Consider the following 17,625-nt stretch of genomic DNA (forward strand, 5'->3'; position numbering starts at 1 on the left):
TCTCCCCGCGGCTATCCCGCGTCGGGGTCCCGCCGTCCGGCCCGGGGCCGCCGGGCCAGTACGCCGGCCGTCACGAGCAGGGCCAGCCCCGCGACCCCGCCCACCGGGACTCCGAAGCGGGCCCAGGGCCCGGGATCGGGCACCGGATCGGGGCCGGCGCCGAAGTAGGGCTTCGCTGCCGCGACGGGTGCGGGGAGCGCCGGTTCGGGGGGTATCCCGTCGGCGGCCTGGAGCGCGGCGGCCGGGTCCACCAAGCCGAAGCCGCGGGAGTCGTCGCGGCCGCCGGACGGGGGGTCCGAGGCGGTGTCCTCCAGCAGGTTCTTGATCTGTGCCGGGGACAGGTCCGGGTGGGCCGCCTTGACGAGGGCGACGGCGCCGGAGACGAAGGCCGCGGCGGCGCTGGTGCCCCAGCCCTCGCCGTATCCGCGGGGCGGGACCGCGACGGGCACTTCGACACCCGGGGCGCTGACGGTCGCGTACCAGTTGCGGGTGGAGAACTTCGCCTTCTTGTTCTCTCGGTTGACGGCCGTGACGGCGATGACCCCGGGGTAGGCCGCCGGATAGGAGATGCGGTCCCCCTTGTTCCCACCGTTGCCCGCCGAGGCGACCACCACCACGCCCTTGGCGAGGGCGTACTGGATGGCCTCGTCCTCGGTGGCGTCGTGGTGGGCGTCCCTGCTGTCGTCGCCGAGCGAGAGGTTGATCACGTCGGCGCCGTGGTCCGCGGCCCAGCGGATGCCCTCGGCGAGGGCGCCCCCCTTGCTCGCGCGGGCCTTCTCCCGGCCCGGGTCCGACTCCTCCAGGATCACCCGGACCGGAAGGATCTTGGCCTGCGGGGCGATGCCGATGACGCCGCCGCGCCACTGGGAGCCGTGGCCGCGCCCGGCGATGATCCCCGCCATGCCGGTGCCGTGGCGGGCCCAGGCCTCGTCGCCGCGCACCGCCCCCATGCCGACGAGGTCTATGCCCTCCAGGACCGCGCCCGCCAGGTCGGGGTGGGTCGGATCCACCCCGGTGTCGAGGACGGCCACGGTGACCCCCTCGCCCTTGGTGGTGCCCCAGGCCTCCTCGGTGCGCAGGGCCATCAGCGGCCACTGGCTGTCGCGGACGGAGTCCGCGGCGGCCGGCGGCGCCGCGGTGACGGCGAACAGGGCCCCGAGGGCGAGGGCGGCCGGGAGCGGGGTGCGACCGATCATCGGGAGGCCTCCGGGTCCACCGACGGCGTCAGCGGCGTCTGCGGCGCCGGCAGGCCCGACGCGGAGGCCGCGAGGGTGCGCACGGTGCCTTCCATCAGGTCGGCGAGGGCCTGGGCCTCGTGGCCGAGTCCGGCCCCGGCCACGCGTCCTTTGGCGTCCTCGGCCATCTTGTCCTCGGCGGGGCTCGGGGCGCCGAGGCGGCGGCCGTCGGCGAAGGCGGAGACGGTGTAGACGACGACCGGGGCCTCGGGGACGACGGAAGTCGCCCAGGCCGCGCGGAGGTTGGCGCGGAACCGGTAGGCGGCCGGGGCGGGCAGGCGGCCGCCGCGCAGGGAGTCCATGGCGGTGGCGTCGGCGGGGGTGAAGACCATGCCGACGGTGATGAGGGAGCTGCGGGTGGCGTCGGTGTAGGTGGCGCGGAGCACGCGGGTGCACCCGGTTTCGGCGAACAGGGCCTGCCAGTCGGGGGCGAGCGCCTCGGAGCAGCCCGCGTCGGCGGGGGCGGTGATACGGGTCCACGTGCGGTCGGCGCCGCCCGGTCCCGCGCCCTGGCCGTCGAGGACGGGCGGGAACAGGCTGTCGGCCGGTGCGCTGTGCCAGAGGGACGCGGCTTTGCGGTACGCCGCCGCGGGGTCGACCGGCCGGTGCGCGTCCCGGTAGTCGGAAATGGCTTCGTGGCCGGCCGCGCCGGTGAGACCGAGGCCGAGGAGGCCGCACAGGGCGGCGGCGAAGACCTTCCCGGGGCGCCGCCGTGGCGGTACCGAGGTGTGGTCGGGCGCGGTCTGGACCCCGCCGTGCGGTGTGGACGTGCTCATCCGGCGGCTCAGCCCCCCGATTCCGTCGGCTGCCTGCCCTCACTTTACGCGCCCGCGCGTGGCCGAATGTCGATCGGGGAGGAGCGGTGGTACGCATATGCGAACAACCGCCTGCAGATCCGGAGGAGGCATCCGGATGTCGAGACCGAGATGTGACCGGACCGCCTTCCCGGGCTCCTGACCTGGCCCGGCGTCCCGCGGTCTGCCCGAACCCCCTACCCACGGGTACAACCGTCTGGCAGGCTGCCGCACATGAACTCCCCCGCCGCCGACCGGGCCCGTTACGACCGGGCCACCGCCCATCTCGACGCTCCGCTCGCCCTCGTGGATCTGGAGGCGTTCGACGCGAACGCCGACGACCTCGTGCGTCGCGCCGGCGGGAAGCCGGTCCGGGTGGCGAGCAAGTCCGTACGGTGCCGTGCGCTGCTCGAACGGGTCCTCGCCCGGCCCGGATTCGCCGGAATCATGTCCTACACCCTCGCCGAATCGATCTGGCTGGCGCGTTCGGGCTTCGAGGACGTCCTGCTCGCCTACCCGTCCGCCGACCGGGCCGGCTTCGCCGAGCTCGCCGCCGATCCCAAACTGGCCGGCGCGGTCACCGTGATGGTCGACGACCTCGCGCAGCTGGAGCTCGTGGACCGGGCCCGCGACGGGGGCACGCAGGAGATCCGGGTCTGCCTGGAACTGGACACCGCCCTGCAGCTCTTCGGCGGCAGGGTCCGCGTCGGCGCCCGCCGCTCCCCGCTGCGCGAGCCCGCCCAGCTCGCGGAGCTGGCCCGCGCGGTGAGCGCCCGGCCCGGCTTCCGGGTGGTCGGGCTGATGGGCTACGAGGGCCACGTGGCCGGGGTCGGCGACGCGCTCGCGGGGCGCCCGCTGAGGTCGCGCGCCATCCGGCTGATGCAGGGCGCGGCCCGCAAGGAGCTGGCCGCCCGCCGGGCCGAGACCGTACGGGCCGTGCGCGCGGTGGTGCCCGACCTGGAGTTCGTCAACGGCGGCGGGACCGGCAGCGTCCAGCAGACCGCCGCCGAGGACGCCGTCACGGAGATCGCCGCCGGGTCGGGGCTCTACGTACCGCGGCTCTTCGACAACTACACCTCGTTCAGCGGCCGCCCGGCGGCCCTCTTCGCCCAGCCCGTGGTCCGGCGGCCCGGGGTCGGGGTGGTCACGGTGCTCGGCGGCGGGTACCCGGCCTCCGGCGCGCCCGGCCCGGACCGGCTGCCGGTCCCGTACCTCCCCCAGGGACTGCGCTACGACCCGCAGGAGGGGGCCGGCGAGGTGCAGACCCCGCTGCTCGGCAGCCCGGCCGACGATCTGCTGATCGGCGACCGGGTCTGGTTCCGGCACGCGAAGGCCGGTGAACTGTGCGAGCGCTTCGACACCCTGCACCTGGTCGAGGGCGACCGGGTGACGGCCACCGCCCCGACCTACCGGGGTGAGGGCCGCACCTTCCTCTAGGGCCGCACCTTCCTCCAGGGGTGCCTTCCTCTAGAAGACGGAGTCCGTCTGGTCCGGGATGACGCTGGTGTCACCCCGGAGCACGGGCCCCGGGGTGCCGTCGCGGCCGGTGAAGCCGGTGGTCGCGCACGGGTACGGCGTGGCCTTCTGCTTCTTGGGCTGGATGAACATCGGGTTCACGATCCACTTGCCGTCGCTGTTGTCGTAGGCGCGGCACATCAGCTCGTTCTTGTTGCGGTTCACGACCAGGCGCAGCGCGGTCGCGTCCCGCAGGAACGAGATGTCGGTGTCGGAGTCGCCCGCCGCGAACACCTGGCGGCGGGAGGCCGGCTGGACCTTCTCGGCCGCGGCGCCGCGGACCCCGAAGATCTCCTTGTTGATCCAGCAGCGCTTGCCGTCGATGTACGTGATCATCGTGTCCGCGCCGTCCGCGACGGACCCGCAGCCCTGCAGGTGGGAGGTGAACTTCCCGCCGTACGTGGTGGTGTTGCGGATGCCGATGACGTGCCGGGCGTCGATGCCCACGCCCTCGGCCCACACCTCGACGACCGGCTGCGGCGAGGCCGAGCTGATCCAGACGTCGAAGCCGGCCTTCCGCAGGGCGCCGATGAGCTCCTTCTGCTGGTCGTAGTAGCGCACCCAGCCGGTGGCGGTGGTGGAGCCGACCTGCTGCTTGGCGTCGACCGGGGCGGCCAGGTTCTCGGCCCGCGCGGCGGCCGTGAACCCGCGGATCTCGCGCGCGGTCCAGCCCTGCATGAGCTGCGGCAGCCAGGCGTAGGCGGGCTCGGTCGTACGGCGGTCCCAGCCGGCGAAGGCGGGGGCGGCCGCGCGGGTGGCGGCGGTGCCGTAGACGGCGTTGATCTCGTCGGCGCAGCCGACGCCCTCGGGGGTGCCGGTGGGCAGCGGGGCTCCGGGCTTCGCCAGGGCGCCGCAGGCTTCGGCCAGGGCCTGGGCGGCGGCCGGGGTCAGGAAGCGGCTGGTGCTCGTCCAGTCGCCCCCGGCGGGCTGGCGGATCTTGCCGTTGCGCAGCAGCCAGAACATCTGCGCGTCGCCCACGTCGTTCTTGACGACGGTGTTGTCCCAGTCGAAGACCGCGACGGGCTTGTTGCGGCTGGGCCGGTACGGGTTGCAGGTGCCGTAGTCGTCGATGAGCTGCTGCAGCCGGGCCTGGTTGCCCCCGTACCAGGGGGCCCCGGCCGCGTTGAGACGGGGGGTGGCGCAGTGGCTGCCGGGGTGGGCCTGGGCGGCGGGGGCGGCGGGGGCGGCGGCCACGAGGGTGCCGGCGGCTATCGCGGCGGCGGCGCCGACGGCCTGGAGCCGTCGCACGGAACTGGGTCGGGTCACTGAGCTGGGTTCTCCTGGTTCTTCTTCAAGATCGTCGCGGACGGTAGAGCACGACAGCCGGGCGTCGTGCGACGCCCGGCTGTCGGGTGGGTGGTGGGGAGGTGAACGTTTAGAGCGGGGTGACGTACGCGCCGGAGATCCCGCCGTCGACCAGGAAGTCGGTGGCGTTGATGAAGGAGGAGTCGTCGCTCGCGAGGAAGGCGACGGCAGCGGCGATCTCGGTGGGCTCGGCGAACCGGCCCAGCGGGATGTGCACGATCCGGCGGGCCGCCCGCTCCGGGTCCTTGGCGAACAGCTCCTGCAGGAGCGGGGTGTTGACGGGCCCCGGGCAGAGCGCGTTGACGCGGATGCCCTCGCGGGCGAACTGCACGCCGAGCTCGCGGGACATCGCCAGCACGCCGCCCTTGGAGGCGGTGTAGGAGATCTGCGAGGTGGCGGCGCCCATCCGGGCCACGAAGGAGGCGGTGTTGATGATGGAGCCCCGGCCCTGGCGCTGCATGTAGGGCAGGGCCGCCTTGCAGCAGAGGTAGACGGAGGTGAGGTTGACGTCCTGGACCCGCTTCCAGGCCTCCAGGCCGGTGGTGAGGATCGAGTCGTCGTCCGGGGGCGAGATGCCGGCGTTGTTGAAGGCGATGTCCACGGAGCCGTAGGTGTCGAAGGCGGTCTTGAACAGGGCCTCGACCTCCTCCGGGCTGGTGACGTCGACCTTGACGAAGGTGCCGCCGACCTCCTCGGCGGCGGCCTTGCCCGCGGTCTCGTCGATGTCCCCACAGACCACGTTGGCGCCTTCGGAGGCCAGCCGGCGGGCGGTGGCGAGGCCGATGCCGCTGCCGGCTCCGGTGATGACGGCGGTGCGTCCGACCAGGCGGCGGCAGACGATCTCTTCGGTGGACTCAGTGCTCATGCTGTTCAGGCCTCCGTGCTGATGAAGACGTTCTTGGTCTCGGTGAAAGCGGTGAGGGAGTCGGGTCCGAGCTCGCGCCCGAGCCCCGACTGCTTGTAGCCGCCGAAGGGGGTCCAGTAGCGGACGCTGCTGTGGGAGTTGACCGACAGGTTGCCCGCGGCGACGGCGCGCGAGACGCGCAGCGCGCGGCCCACGTCGCGGGTCCACAGGGAGCCGGCGAGGCCGTAGTCGGTGGCGTTGGCCAGCCGGACGGCGTCCTCCTCGTCCTCGAAGGGCAGGACGACGGCGACCGGTCCGAAGACCTCCTCGGTGGCGATGGCGGCGGTGGGGTCGACGCCGGTGACCAGGGTCGGGGGGTACCAGAAGCCCGGGCCCTCCGGGGCGGTGCCGCGGACGGCGGTGAGGTCGTCGGTGACGTAGGACCGTACGCGGTCCAGCTGCACCCGCGAGATCAGCGGCCCGATCTGCGTGTTCTCGTCGTACGGGTCCCCGACGACGACCTTCTCGACGGCGGGGGCGAGCAGCTCCATGAACCGGTCGTACGCGGAGCGCTGTACGAGGATCCGCGTGCGGGCGCAGCAGTCCTGTCCGGTGTTGTCCAGGAAGGACATCGGAGCCGAGGCCGCCGCCGCTTCCAGGTCGGCGTCGGCGAAGACGATGTTGGGGTTCTTGCCGCCGAGTTCGAGGGTGAGGCGCTTCACCCGGTCGGCGCACTTGGCCATGATCCGCTTGCCGATCCGGGTGGAGCCCGTGAACACGATCTTGGCCACCCCCGGGTGCTCGACGAGGGCGTCGCCCGCCACCTCGCCCCGGCCGGGCAGCACCTGGAACAGGTGCTCGGGGAGTCCGGCCTCCAGGGCGAGTTCGGCGAGGCGCAGTGCGGTGAGCGGGGTGGTCTCGGCGGGCTTGAGGATGACCGCGTTGCCCGCGGCCAGCGCGGGGGCCAGGCCCCAGGCGGCGATCGGCATGGGGAAGTTCCACGGCGCGATCACGCCGATGACGCCGAGGGGTTCGAGGAAGGTGACGTCGATGCCGCCGGCGACGGGGATCTGGCGGCCGGAGAGCCGTTCCACTCCCCCGGCGGCGAAGTCGAGCACGTCGCGGACGTTGCCGGCTTCCCAGCGGGCGTTGCCGATGGTGTGGCCCGCTTCCCGGACCTCCAGCCGTGCCAGTTCCTCGATGTGCCCGTCGACGACCGCGGCGAAGCGGCGCAGCAGCCTGGCCCGGTCGGCGGGCGCGGCCGCCGCCCAGGCCCGCTGGGCCGCGGTGGCCCGTACGACGGCGGCGTCGACGTCGTCCCGTGTGGCGGCCGGGACGACGGCGACGAGTTCCTCGGTGGCCGGATTCAAGACTTCCAGCGCATCGGACACGTGGTGGCCTTTCGAACGTTCGGGTGCGGTGGGTGCGGTGGATCTGGTAGGGCGGCGCCCTAGAGGCGTTCGAAGGAGCGGCGCAGTTCCCAGTCGGTCACGGCGGAGTCGTAGGCGTCCAGCTCGACGCGGGCCATGTTCCGGTAGTGGGCGACGACCTCCGGGCCGAAGGCGGCCTTGGCGATCTCGCTGTTCTCCCAGAGCTCGGCGGCCTCGCGCAAGGTGGTCGGGACGTGCGCGAAGTCGGCCGTGTAGGCGTTTCCGGCGCAGGCCTCGGGCAGCTCCAAGCGGTTCTCGATGCCGTAGAGCCCGGCCGCGATCAGGCCGGATACGGCGAGGTAGGGGTTGACGTCGCCGCCGGGCAGGCGGTTCTCGAAGCGCATGGAGCGGCCGTGGCCGACCACCCGGAGCGCGCAGGTCCGGTTGTCCACCCCCCAGGCGACGGCGGTCGGCGCGAAGGATCCCGGCCGGAAACGCTTGTAGGAGTTGATGTTGGGGGCGTAGAGAAGGGAGAAGTCGCGCAGCGCGGCGAGCTGGCCGGCCAGGAAGTGGCGCATCACGGGTGACATACCGCCGTGGTCGTGTGCGTCCGGCCCCTCACCGGCCATCGCGTTGCGTCCGTCGGCGTCGGAGAGCGAGAGGTGGATGTGACAGGAGTTGCCCTCGCGCTCGTCGTACTTGGCCATGAACGTGAGCGAGACGCCTTCCTGGGCGGCGATCTCCTTGGCCCCCGTCTTGTAGACGGAGTGCTGGTCACAGGTGGTCAGCGCCTCGTCGTAGCGGAAGGCGATCTCGTGCTGGCCGAGGTTGCACTCGCCCTTGGCCGATTCCACGACCAGGCCGGCGGCCTGCATCTCGTTGCGGATGCGGCGCAGCAGGGGCTCGATCCGGCCGGTCCCCAGGACGGAGTAGTCGATGTTGTACTGGTTGGCGGGGGTCAGACCGCGGTAGTTGGAGTTCCAGGCCTGCTCGTAGGTGTCCTGGAAGACCATGAACTCCAGCTCGGTGCCGACCATCGCGGTGTACCCGAGTTCGCCGAGACGCTCCATCTGGCGGCGCAGGATCTGCCGGGGTGCGGCGACCACGGGCGAGCCGTCGCTCCAGGCGAGGTCGGCGAGGAGGAAGGCGCTGCCCGGGTTCCAGGGGATCCGGCGCAGGGTGGCGAGGTCGGGGTGCATGGCGAAGTCGCCGTAGCCCCGGTCCCAGGAGGACATCTCGTACCCGTCGACGGTGTTCATGTCCGTGTCGACGGCGAGGAGGTAGTTGCAGCCCTCGGTGCCGTGCTGGAGGACCTCGTCGAGGAAGAACTGTGCGGCGAACCGCTTGCCCTGGAGGCGCCCCTGCATGTCGGGGAAGGCCAGGACCACTGTGTCGATTTCACCGCTGGCGACGAGAACGCGGAGTTCCTCGGTCGAAAGCGGCGGCTTGCGGTCTACCACGGGATTCTCTCCTTCGGTGAGCCGAGGAGGCCTAAGGTATTGAATAGAACCATTGCTTGGGAAGGGGAGGAGGCGAGATGACCGATACGGCGAGCGAGGACGAGGCCGCACGACGGCTCAATCCCGTACTGCGACAGGTGCGGGCGGGCAACGGATTCGAGGAGGCGCTGGAGCAGATCCTCCAGGTGGTCCGGCTCGGGCTGGTACCGGGCGGGGAACGGCTCCCGCCGGAGCGCGAGTTGGCCGAGCGGATGGGGATCAGCCGGGTGACGCTCCGCGAGGTGCTGAAGGTGCTCCAGGACCAGGGCCTGGTGGAGGCCCGACGCGGACGGTACGGCGGAACGTTTGTCCTGCCGCGCCCCGACACGCCGGCCGGGGGCACCGAGGAGGAGCTGCGGCGCCGGGTCGCGGGCGTGGACATCGAGGACGTCCTGCGCTTCCGCGAGGTCCTGGAGGTGGGCGCGGCCGGCCTGTGCGCCTCCCAGGGGCTGTCCGAGCGGGACACCGACCGGCTGCTCGCCGCCCTGACCGCCACCCACGACGCCCCGCTGCCGGACTACCGCCGCCAGGACACGCTCTTCCACCTCACCCTGTGCGAACTCGCCGGATCCGCCACCCTGACGGCCCAGTACGCGGCCGTCCGGGCCACCGTGAACGACCTGCTGGACTGCATTCCGCTGCTGGTGCGCAACCTGGAGCACTCGCAGCAGCAGCACAGCACCCTGGTGGAGGCGGTGCTGGACCGCGACCCGGCGGCGGCCCGCGAGGTGATGCGCGAGCACTGCTGCGGCACGGCGGCGCTGCTGCGGGGGTTCCTGACCTGAACCCGGGGCGGCCGGGAGGGCCCGCGGAGGCGGCCGAGAGGCATTCGTAACCCCCGTTTAACGCAGGGGTCTTGCGCCCGCCACGCCCGAGCGGCAAAGGTACGCCCCACAACCATTGCCCTAGGCAGGAGCGCACATGGCCGACGACACCGGCGCACGGCTGGCAGCCGTACCCGAACAGAACCCGTCCCCCGAGAACGGCACCGACGGCTACCTGGAGCGCCGCACCCTGCGCCGCGGCAGCGCCGGCTGGCTGCTGCTGACCGGTCTCGGCGTCGCGTACGTGGTCTCCGGCGACTTCTCCGGCTGGAACATCGGCCTCGCACAGGGCGGTTTCGGCGGCCTCGCCATCGCCACCGTCCTGATGGGCGCGATGTACGCGTGCCTGGTCTACTCCCTCGCCGAGCTGTCGGCGATCCTGCCCACCGCGGGCGGCGGCTACGGGTTCGCCCGCCGGGCGCTCGGCACCTGGGGCGGCTTCCTCACCGGCACCGCGATCCTCATCGAGTACATCCTCGCCCCGGCCGCCATCGCCATCTTCATCGGCGACTACGTGGAGTCCCTCAACCTCTTCGGCCTCACCTCGGGCTGGCCCGTCTACCTCGCCTGCTTCGTCGTCTTCATAGGCATCCACCTCTGGGGCGTGGGCGAAGCCCTCAGCTTCTCCCTGATCGTCACCGCCATCGCCGTGATCGCGCTGGTCGTCTTCGCCGTCGGCGCCTTCACCCAGTTCGACCCCGCCAACCTCGACAACATCGCCGTCGACACCTCCGCCGCCGGCGCGAGCTCCTGGCTGCCCCTGGGCATCCTGGGCATCTGGGCCGCCTTCCCCTTCGGCATGTGGTTCTTCCTCGGCGTCGAAGGCGTGCCGCTGGCCGCCGAGGAGGCCAAGGACCCGGTCCGCTCGGTACCGCGCGCCCTGTCGATCTCCATGGGCATCCTGATGCTGCTCGCCCTGATCACCTTCCTCGCCTCCACCGGCGCGCGCGGAGCCGACGCCATCAAGGACGCGGGCAACCCGCTGGTCGTCGCCCTGGAGGGCGACCCGGACCTGTCCTGGCTGAAGACCTTCGTCAACTACGCGGGCCTGGCCGGGCTGGTGGCCTCCTTCTTCTCCCTCATCTACGCGGGCTCCCGCCAGCTGTTCGCCCTCTCCCGGGCCGGCTACCTCCCGCGCTTCCTCTCCCTGACCTCGAAGCGCAAGGCCCCGTACCTGGGCCTGCTCATCCCCGGCGCCATCGGCTTCGCGCTCGCCGCCGCCACCGGCAACGGCCCGCGCATGCTGAACATGGCGGTCTTCGGCGCGACCATCTCGTACGCCCTGATGGCCCTCTCCCACATCGTGCTGCGGCGCCGCGAGCCCGGCCTGGAGCGCCCGTACCGCACGCCGGGCGGCATCGTGACCTCCACGGTGGCCTTCGTCCTGGCTCTCTCGGCCCTGGTCGCCACCTTCCTGGTGGACAAGGACGCGGCATTCATCGCCCTGGCCGTGTACGCCGTCGCCCTCGCCTACTTCGCGTTCTACAGTCGCCACCACCTGGTGGCCTCCGCTCCGGAGGAGGAGTTCGCGGCACTGGCGGAAGCCGAGGCCGAGCTTTCCCGCGACTGATCCACCCTTCCCCTCCCGGAGGTACTCCCGTGCCCAGGCCGCTCATCGGCATCACCACCTACGTCGAGCAATCCACCCGCTACGGGGTGTGGGACGTCCCGACCGCCCTCATCCCCACCGGGTACTACGAGCTCGTCCAGGCATCGGGCGGCACCGCCGTGCTGCTCCCGCCGGACGAACCGGAGGCGGCGGCGGAGGTGCTGAGCCGACTGGACGGCCTGGTCATCGCGGGCGGCCCCGACGTGGACCCGGTCCGGTACGGGGCCGCGCGCGATCCCCGCACCGGACCGGCCGCGACCCAGCGCGACACGTGGGAACTCTCCCTGATCTCCGCGGCCCTGGCCTCGGGCACGCCGCTGCTCGGCATCTGCCGGGGCATGCAGGCGCTGAACGTGGCCCTGGGCGGCACCCTCGTCCAACACATCGACGGCCACGTGCTGAGCCCCGGCGTGGTCTCCTGGCACCCGGTCACCCCGGTCCCCGGCACGCTGTACGCGGCCCTGGTCCCGGAGGAGTCGGAGGTCCCCACCTACCACCACCAGGCCGTGGACCGCCTGGGCCACGGCCTGATCGCCTCCTCCCACGCCGCGGACGGCACGGTGGAGTCCATCGAACTCCCCGCCCCCGCGCCCTGGACCCTGGGCGTCCAATGGCACCCGGAACTGGACAAGGACACCCGCGTCATGTCCGCCCTGATCACCGCCGCGTCGTCTCAGCCGTCCGGGGCCTGACCCATCCAGCCCCGCCGGGCCCGGTCGTTCCAGCCGCCCTGCGTTCGAGGACCGGGGTCCGGTGCGGAGCCCCGGGGAACGGTGGAACCGGGGGTCCCCCGGACGGAGTCCGGGGGAGGGTAGGGACTCCGCCCCGCGCAGCGGCACACCCGCGGCCGGTGCCCGGGCTCCGAGCCGGGCTCCGGTCCGGGCCCCGGGTCAGCGCCGGGTCAGCGCGAGCAGGTCGCGCGCCGGCCCCGCCGGACGGGCTCCGGCGGGCCACACCGCGCGGAGCTCCCGCTCCAGCCCCGCCCCGAGCACCGGCACGGACACCAGCCGCCGCCCCGCCAGCTCGTCCCCGACCGCCAGTTCCGACAGCACGCACGGCCCGGCCCCGCTCACCGCCGCCGCCTTCACCGCGGTGGTGGAAGCCAGTTCCAGCAGCGGCTCCGCCAGCCCCCCGCACCCGGCCAGCGCCGCGTCCAGGACCTGCCGGGTCCCCGACCCCCGCTCCCGCAGGATCAGCGGGGTCGCCGCCAGCTCCGCCGGCTCCACCCCGCGCGTGCGCCGGGCCCAGGGGTGCCCGGGGGCCACCGCCACCACGAGGCGGTCCTGCGCGATGACCACCGAGTCCAGTCCCTCCGGCACGCTCAGCCCCTCCACGAAGCCAAGGTCCGCCTCGTGCGCGAGCACCCGTTCCGCCACCACCGCCGAGTTCCCCGCGTGCAGCGACACCGCCGTGTCCGGCCGCTGCCCGCGCAGCGCGATCAGCCAGCCGGGCAGCAGGTACTCCGCGATGGTCATGCTGGCGGCGACCCGCAGCCGGGAGTCGCGGCGGCCCCGTAGCGCCTGCGCGCCCGCGTCGAAGGCCTCGGCCGCCTCCACCACCCGCCGGGCCCAGTCCGTGACCAGCGCGCCCTCCGCGGTCAGCGTCGACCCGCGCGGAGAGCGGTCCACCAGCGCGACCCCGAGCCGGGTCTCCATCGCCCGGATCCGGCTGCTGGCGGCGGGCTGGGTGATCCCGAGCCGCCGCGCGGCGGCGCTGAGGCTGCCCGTGCGCGCGACCGCGAGCAGCAGTTCCATGGCCCCCAGGTCCGGAACCCGGTGCGCCAGCGGAAGCTGCCCCTCGACCCACTCCTCATGACCGCGCCCATTACCCATAACTTCAGTTTATGCCCTCATAGGAAGGCGCCCCCTGCCGTCCGGCCCCTCCCGGCGGGACGCTGGATCCATGGCCACCACCCTCGTACACCCCGCTCCCACCACCTCCGGGACCGGCGCCGCCCGCGCAACCACCGGCACCACAGCCCACAAGGCTCCCTCCCTGCGGCACCTCGGCCCCAACTGGTACGCCTCCGTCATGGGCACGGCGATCATCGCCAATGCCGGCGCGACCCTCCCGTACCAGCTGCCCGGCCAGCGCGTGGCCTGCCAGATCTTCTGGGTGCTGGCCGCCACCGCCCTCGCGGTCCTGCTGACCGCCCGCGCCGGCCACTGGCTCCACCACCGCGACCAGGCCCGCGCCCACCTGCTGGACCCCGCCGTGGCCCCCTTCTACGGCTGCCTCTCGATGGCCCTGCTGGCCGTCGGCGGAGGCGCGCTCATCGTCGGCAAGGACCTCATCGGGGTCCCCGCCGCCGTGGCCGTGGACACCGTCCTGTTCACCGCGGGCACCGCGATAGGCCTCCTCGCGGCCGTCGCCGTCCCCTACCTGATGGTGGTCCGCCACAAGGTCGAGGCCCACCAGGCCACCCCCGTCTGGCTGCTCCCCGTGGTCGCCCCCATGGTCTCCGCGGCGCTCGGCCCGCTGCTCATCCCCCACCTCCCCGCCGGCCAGGCCCGCGAGGCCATGCTGCTCGGCTGCTACGCGATGTTCGGCCTCAGCCTGCTGGCCACCCTGCTGCTGCTCCCCCTGATCTTCGGCCGGCTGATCTTCCACGGCCCCCTCCCCCTGGTCCTCACCCCGACCCTGTTCCTGGTCCTGGGCCCCCTCGGCCAGTCCACCACCGCGGTGAACTCCCTCGCGGACATGGCTCCCCAGTCGCTGGCCGGGCAGTCGATGGCGGGCCGGTACTCCGGCGCCCTCTCCGCCTTCGCGGTCGTCTACGGGGTCCCCGTGATGGGATTCGCGCTGCTGTGGCTGGCGCTGGCCGCGGCGATGCTGCTGCGGGCCGCCCGGGGCGGCATGGGGTTCGCCATGACCTGGTGGGCGCTGACCTTCCCCGTCGGCACCTGCGTCACCGGAGCCGCCGGACTGGCCCGGCACACCGGCCTCGCCGCCTTCTCCTGGCTGGCCGCGGCCCTCTTCCTGGCCCTGCTGACCGCCTGGCTCCTGGCCGCCGCGAACACCCTGCGCGGCCTGCGGACCGGCCGCCTCCTGGCCGCGCCCCGCTAGGCCCGCAGCGCGGCGGCCAACGCCGCCGGCGCCTCCGCCAGGGACGGGCCGTACCAGGTCAGGTGGCGGCCGTCGACGAAGGCGGCGGGGATACCGGGGAAGGCCTCGGGCCCGTCCCCGGCCGTGAAGCGGTACGGCTCGTCCGGGAACACCACCAGCTCGCAGCCGGCGGCGGCCAGCTCGGCCGCCGGGATCCGGGGGTAGCGCTCCGCGTGCCCGGCGTAGGCGTTGCGCACGCCGAGGCGGGCCAGCAGGTCCCCGGCGAAGGTGTCGCGGCCCAGCACCATCCAGGGCCGGCGCCAGATGGGCACGAAGGCCGTTCGCGGCGGTCCGGCGGGCTCCACGCGGGCCCACGCCGCCTCCGCGTCCGCCAGCCACCCGGGCCGCTTCAGCCCCATGGCCCCCACGAGCACCCGGTCCAGTTCGGCGAAGGCCTGCGGGAGGTCCCGTACCTCGGTGACCAGCACCTCCAGCCCGGCCTCCCGCAGCGCCGCCAGGTCCGCGGCCCGGTTCTCCTCCTCGTTGGCGAGGACCAGATCCGGGCGCAGCTCCGCGATCGCCCGCACGTCGGGGTTCTTCGTCCCCCCGATGCGCGCCACGCCCTCCAGAGCGGCGGCCGGGTGCGTGCACCAGTCGGTCACCCCGGCCAGCGCCCCGGGCGCGCTCACGGCCACCGCCTCGGTCAGGGACGGCACCAGCGAAACGACCCGCACGGCCCCCGTCCCGGTCATTGTCCCGGCGAGGGCGGCTCGGAGGTCGCGTGGATGTGCTCGCCGACCGCGACGATCAGGATCCGGGTGTCCTCGGTGACGGCCCGCCAGCGGTGGCGCACCCCGCCGGACAGGAACAGCGCGTCCCCGTTCTCCAGCCGGTACGCCCGCCCCTCGGCCTCCACCTGGCAGGCGCCCGAGACCACGTACATCAGCTCGTCGTTGCGGTGCTGGTACTCGCGGCCCGCGTCCTGGTCCCCGGTGAACTCCAGCGCGTGCAGCTGGTGGTGCCCGCGCACGAGGGGCCGTACGCCGGGAACGGGAGTCAGCGCGGACTCGTCGCCGGCCCGTACGAGGTCCACCGTACGGGCGGTGTCGGAAGCGGCCAGCAGATCGACGGCCGTGGTCTCCAGCGCGTCGGCGACCCGCTCCAGGGACCGCATGCTGGGCCGGGCCCGCTCGTTCTCTATCTGGCTCAGGAAGGGGACCGACAGCCCGCTGCGCGCGGACACCGCCGCGAGCGTCAGCTGCAGGGCCCGGCGTCTCTTGCGCACGGCCACGCCCACCCGCAGCGGTTCCTTGGACTCCTTGTCCCGATCCCGCTCCTTGTCGTCCGCGCCGATCGTCGCTCCGCGTCCGTTCTTGCCGTCGGTGCCGTCCCTGTCGTCCATGGCGGGGCTGCCCTCCCCTTGTCCCGGTCGGTCCGTCGCACGTCGCACATCGCACATTGGTGTGCTGTAAGCACCTTACGCAGCAACCGGCCCCGGTTTCGCGCTCACGAGCAGAGCGGGCCGCACCCGCGCCACTTTCCGTTTGCCCTCGGTGCATCATCGTGACCGTGACGACGACACGACGCCTGATGCTCCTGGACACCGCTTCCCTCTACTACCGCGCGTACTTCGGCGTGCCCGATTCCGTGAAGGCCCCTGACGGCACTCCGGTCAACGCCGTCCGCGGCCTGCTCGACTTCATCGGCCGCCTCGTGCAGGACCACCGCCCCGACGACCTGGTGGCCTGCATGGACGCCGACTGGCGTCCCCACTGGCGGGTGGAACTGATCCCGTCCTACAAGGCCCACCGGGTCGCGCAGGAGACTCCGAGCGGCCCCGACGTCGAGGAGACCCCGGACACCCTGGCCCCGCAGGTCCCGATCATCGAGGCGGCCCTGGACGCCTTCGGCATCGCCCGGGTGGGGGTCGCCGGGTACGAGGCCGACGACGTGATCGGCACCCTGACCGGCCGCGCCACCGGCCCGGTTGACATCGTCACGGGCGACCGCGACCTGTACCAGCTGGTCGACGACGCGAAGCGGCGCCGGGTCCTGTACCCGCTGAAGGGCGTGGGCACCCTCCAGGTGACCGACGAGGCCTGGCTCCGCGAGAAGTACGGGGTGGACGGCCCCGGCTACGCCGATCTGGCGCTGCTGCGCGGGGACCCGAGCGACGGGCTGCCGGGCGTTCCCGGCATCGGGGAGAAGACGGCGGCGAAGCTGCTGGACGCCTACGGGGATCTGGCCGGAATCATCGCGGCGATCGAGGACCCCACGTCGAAGCTGACCCCCACCCAGCGCAAGCGGCTGGACGAATCGAGGCCGTATCTGGCGGTCGCCCCGAAGGTGGTCCAGGTCGCCTCGGACGTTCCGCTTCCGCCGTTCGACCCGGCGCTCCCGGCCACTGCGGCACAGCCGGATCTGGTCGCGGCGCTCGCGCACAGGTGGGGCCTGAGTGGAGCAGTGGAACGTCTGGGCAGCGCACTTCGCCTCTGAGGTGCTAACTTAGGTAATCCTAAGCTTCACGGAGTCAGGGTCGGAGAGTCAGGGAGACGTCGTGGCAGAAGGACGAGCCCGCAAGGTCGCCACCGCAGTGGTCGTGCGGACCGAGCGGTTGAGTCCGCACATGGTGCGGATCGTGCTGGGCGGTGCGGGTCTGGCCGGATTCGGCGCGGGCAGGTTCACCGACCACTACGTGAAACTGCTCTTCGCACCGGACGGAGTCACCTACACCACCCCCTGGGACCTGGACCGGATCAAGGCCGTCCACCCCCGCGAGGAATGGCCGCGCCAGCGCGCGTACACGGTGCGCGCCTGGGACCCGATCCTCCTGGAACTGACCCTCGACTTCGTGGTCCACGGCGACGAGGGCCTGGCCGGCCCCTGGGCCGCCCGCGTCCAGCCGGGTGAACTCGTACGCTTCCTCGGCCCGGGCGGGGCCTACGCCCCGAACCCGGTCGCCGACTGGCACCTGCTGGTCGGCGACGAGAGCGCGCTGCCTGCGATCGGCGCGGCGATGGAGCGGATGCCCGCCGGGGCGCAGGTGCACGCGCTCGTGGAGGTCGAGGGCCCGCTCGACGAACTCGAGATCACCACCCCCGACGGCATCGCCCCGGTCTGGATCCACCGCGGCTCCCGCCCGATCGGGGAGGCGCTGGCCGAGGCCGTCCAGGCCCTGACCTTCCCCTCCTCCGACGTACACGCGTTCGTGCACGGCGAGGCCGGCTTCGTCAGATCCCTGCGCCAGCACCTGCGCGTCGAGCGCGGCATCCCCCGCGAGCGCCTGTCCATCTCGGGCTACTGGCGCCTGGGCGAGACGGACGAGGGCTGGCGCGCGATCAAGCGCGACTGGAACGCGGAAGTCGAAGCCGAACAGGAACGCCCCCTGGCAGCCGCCGCGTCCTGACCCGGCGGCGCCGGGGTCCCCGGGACACCCCGGGACACCCCGGGACCCCGGGCCCCTGCCGGCCCGCCCCGCCGGGGGGGGGGGGGCGCGCCCCCCGCGGGGGGGGGGGGGGGCCGGGGGGGCGGGGGGGGGGGGGGCCGCCCCCGCCCGCCGCCCCCCCCCCGCCCCCCCGCGCCCGC

Annotated in this window: 16 protein-coding genes; 7 read left to right on the top strand and 9 right to left on the bottom strand. The window is 73.3% G+C overall.

Annotated features, from left to right (window positions below):
• Positions 1-11 precede the first annotated feature (11 nt).
• Both mycP and ACFYYB_RS24895 read right to left on the bottom strand, forming a co-directional pair.
• Positions 12-1,196 (bottom strand): type VII secretion-associated serine protease mycosin, encoded by a 1,185-nt coding sequence (gene mycP / locus ACFYYB_RS24890; protein WP_389437491.1) that lies wholly within the window; start codon positions 1,194-1,196, stop codon positions 12-14.
• Positions 1,193-2,011: a hypothetical protein gene (locus ACFYYB_RS24895; protein WP_389437492.1), complete on the bottom strand. Its 819-nt coding sequence runs from the start codon at positions 2,009-2,011 to the stop codon at positions 1,193-1,195. Before ACFYYB_RS24895 ends, mycP begins: the two co-directional genes overlap by 4 nt.
• 252 nt (positions 2,012-2,263) lie before the next feature.
• On the opposite strand from ACFYYB_RS24895, the gene ACFYYB_RS24900 reads away from it, so the two are divergent.
• Positions 2,264-3,466 (top strand): amino acid deaminase/aldolase, encoded by a 1,203-nt coding sequence (locus ACFYYB_RS24900; RefSeq protein WP_389437493.1) that lies wholly within the window; start codon positions 2,264-2,266, stop codon positions 3,464-3,466.
• 30 nt (positions 3,467-3,496) lie between these two features.
• Here ACFYYB_RS24900 and ACFYYB_RS24905 read toward each other — a convergent pair whose 3' ends face one another.
• The 4 genes from ACFYYB_RS24905 to ACFYYB_RS24920 form a co-directional block, all read right to left on the bottom strand.
• On the bottom strand, positions 3,497-4,810 hold the full coding sequence (locus tag ACFYYB_RS24905; protein ID WP_389437495.1) for a haloacid dehalogenase-like hydrolase: 1,314 nt from the start codon (positions 4,808-4,810) through the stop codon (positions 3,497-3,499).
• Between the two features lie 109 nt (positions 4,811-4,919).
• Positions 4,920-5,714, bottom strand: a complete 795-nt coding sequence (locus tag ACFYYB_RS24910; RefSeq protein WP_351384580.1) for a 3-oxoacyl-ACP reductase — start codon at positions 5,712-5,714, stop codon at positions 4,920-4,922.
• Between the two features lie 5 nt (positions 5,715-5,719).
• Complete coding sequence (locus ACFYYB_RS24915) at positions 5,720-7,084, bottom strand: aldehyde dehydrogenase family protein (protein WP_389437497.1); 1,365 nt, start codon at positions 7,082-7,084, stop codon at positions 5,720-5,722.
• A 59-nt stretch (positions 7,085-7,143) separates the two neighbouring features.
• Entirely contained in the window at positions 7,144-8,523 is a 1,380-nt protein-coding gene (locus ACFYYB_RS24920; protein WP_389437498.1) for a glutamine synthetase family protein, read from the bottom strand.
• Positions 8,524-8,600: 77 nt separating this feature from the next.
• On the opposite strand from ACFYYB_RS24920, the gene ACFYYB_RS24925 reads away from it, so the two are divergent.
• From ACFYYB_RS24925 to ACFYYB_RS24935, 3 genes are all read left to right on the top strand, one after another.
• Positions 8,601-9,347 (top strand): FCD domain-containing protein, encoded by a 747-nt coding sequence (locus ACFYYB_RS24925; RefSeq protein ID WP_327307596.1) that lies wholly within the window; start codon positions 8,601-8,603, stop codon positions 9,345-9,347.
• A 136-nt stretch (positions 9,348-9,483) separates the two neighbouring features.
• On the top strand, positions 9,484-10,956 hold the full coding sequence (gene eat, locus ACFYYB_RS24930; protein WP_389437501.1) for an ethanolamine permease: 1,473 nt from the start codon (positions 9,484-9,486) through the stop codon (positions 10,954-10,956).
• 29 nt (positions 10,957-10,985) lie between these two features.
• Complete coding sequence (locus ACFYYB_RS24935; RefSeq protein ID WP_389437502.1) at positions 10,986-11,687, top strand: gamma-glutamyl-gamma-aminobutyrate hydrolase family protein; 702 nt, start codon at positions 10,986-10,988, stop codon at positions 11,685-11,687.
• A 198-nt stretch (positions 11,688-11,885) separates the two neighbouring features.
• Here the strand turns inward: ACFYYB_RS24935 and ACFYYB_RS24940 are convergent, their stop codons facing one another.
• Entirely contained in the window at positions 11,886-12,827 is a 942-nt protein-coding gene (locus ACFYYB_RS24940) for a LysR family transcriptional regulator (protein WP_389437503.1), read from the bottom strand.
• 70 nt (positions 12,828-12,897) lie between these two features.
• Between ACFYYB_RS24940 and ACFYYB_RS24945 the strand changes: the two genes are divergently transcribed.
• Positions 12,898-14,061 (top strand): TDT family transporter, encoded by a 1,164-nt coding sequence (locus tag ACFYYB_RS24945; protein WP_389437504.1) that lies wholly within the window; start codon positions 12,898-12,900, stop codon positions 14,059-14,061.
• Here ACFYYB_RS24945 and ACFYYB_RS24950 read toward each other — a convergent pair.
• Together ACFYYB_RS24950 and ACFYYB_RS24955 are read right to left on the bottom strand one after the other, a co-directional pair.
• Complete coding sequence (locus ACFYYB_RS24950) at positions 14,058-14,774, bottom strand: helical backbone metal receptor (RefSeq protein WP_389437505.1); 717 nt, start codon at positions 14,772-14,774, stop codon at positions 14,058-14,060. The two genes, ACFYYB_RS24945 and ACFYYB_RS24950, sit on opposite strands and share 4 nt — an antisense overlap.
• A gap of 14 nt (positions 14,775-14,788) precedes the next feature.
• On the bottom strand, positions 14,789-15,442 hold the full coding sequence (locus ACFYYB_RS24955; RefSeq protein ID WP_389437506.1) for a helix-turn-helix domain-containing protein: 654 nt from the start codon (positions 15,440-15,442) through the stop codon (positions 14,789-14,791).
• A gap of 188 nt (positions 15,443-15,630) precedes the next feature.
• On the opposite strand from ACFYYB_RS24955, the gene ACFYYB_RS24960 reads away from it, so the two are divergent.
• Both ACFYYB_RS24960 and ACFYYB_RS24965 read left to right on the top strand, forming a co-directional pair.
• Positions 15,631-16,536: a 5'-3' exonuclease H3TH domain-containing protein gene (locus tag ACFYYB_RS24960; protein WP_389437895.1), complete on the top strand. Its 906-nt coding sequence runs from the start codon at positions 15,631-15,633 to the stop codon at positions 16,534-16,536.
• A 61-nt stretch (positions 16,537-16,597) separates the two neighbouring features.
• The gene (locus ACFYYB_RS24965) at positions 16,598-17,446 is read left to right on the top strand and encodes a siderophore-interacting protein (protein ID WP_389437508.1); all 849 of its coding nucleotides are present in this window, start codon (positions 16,598-16,600) and stop codon (positions 17,444-17,446) included.
• Positions 17,447-17,625: the final 179 nt, after the last annotated feature.

Origin of the sequence: Streptomyces sp. NPDC002886 (genome assembly GCF_042888445.1) — a bacterium.
Taxonomy (GTDB): domain Bacteria; phylum Actinomycetota; class Actinomycetes; order Streptomycetales; family Streptomycetaceae; genus Streptomyces.